The sequence below is a fragment of the Streptomyces sp. 8P21H-1 genome (genome assembly GCF_013302945.1).
The window spans coordinates 1-1,113 of the sequence record NZ_JABTYA010000287.1 but is presented as its reverse complement, the minus strand read 5'-3'; the positions used below and the strand labels follow the sequence as shown (position 1 = coordinate 1,113).

At 76.3% G+C, this 1,113-nt stretch carries 1 protein-coding gene; it reads left to right on the top strand.

The window, feature by feature from the left end; translation table 11 throughout:
• Positions 1-1,113, top strand: a 1,113-nt coding sequence (locus HO151_RS06150) for an ADP-ribosylglycohydrolase family protein (protein WP_173895088.1), incomplete at both ends; no start/stop codon positions are given.

Sequence of the window (1,113 nt, the reverse complement as noted above, 5' to 3'; positions counted from 1 at the left end):
GCGCGCGGGCGCGTCCCACGCCCCGGTCTCCCCCTACCTGCGCTCCCTGGCCCGGGACCTCCTGGACGAACTGGCCGACCTGCCCAGCGCGTTCGCCGACGACGAGCCGACCTCCCTGCCCGCGATCAAGGCCCTGTGCCCCGACTGGCCCGCCCCGGCCGGGAGCCCGGCCCCCACCGCCTCCCTCCCCCGCCTGGAGGCGGCCTGGCTGGGCAGGGCCGCGGGCTGCCTCCTCGGCAAACCGGTGGAGAAGCTCCCCCTGACCGGCATCCGCCGGCTCGCCCGCGCCACCGGCAACTGGCCCCTGACCACATGGTTCACCGAACGGGGCCTGCCCCCCGCGCTGAAGGCCGAGTTCCCCTGGAACCGCCGCTCCGCCGCCACCTCCCTCGCCGAGAACATCGACGGCATGCCGGAGGACGACGACCTCGACTACCCGCTGCTGAACCTGCTGCTGCTGCAACGCCACGGCAGGCGCTTCAGCACCGCGGACGTGGCCCGCCTCTGGCTGGACGAACTCCCCGCGGGCCGCACGTTCACCGCGGAGCGGGTCGCCTACCGCAACCTCCTCGACGGCGTCGAACCCCCGCACACGGCCCGCCACCGCAACCCGTTCCGCGAGTGGATCGGCGCCCTGATCCGCGCGGACGTGCACGGCTGGACCAACCCCGGTGCCCCCGGCGCCGCCGCGGAACAGGCCCACCGCGACGCCACCCTCACCCACACCGCCAACGGCGTCCACGCGGCGATGTTCGCGGCGGCCGCCATCGCCGAGGCGGCCACCGGCGCGAGCGACGTCCACACCTGTCTGCGTACGGGACTCACCGTGGTGCCCCCCGGCTCCCGCCTGGCCCGCGCCGTCCGCCACGCCGTGCGGCTGGCCCACGTCCACCACGACTTCGACCGGGTCGTGGACGAACTGCACGCCACCCACGCCGCGTACCACTGGGTGCACGCCGTCCCCAACACGGCGCTGCTCGCCGCCGCCCTCACCCACGCCGACGGGGACTTCTCGGCCTCCGTCTGCCGCGCGGTGTCGGGCGGCTGGGACACCGACTCGAACGGCGCGACGGCCGGCTCGGTCGCGGGCCTGCTCGCGGGCGGCCCGCGGGC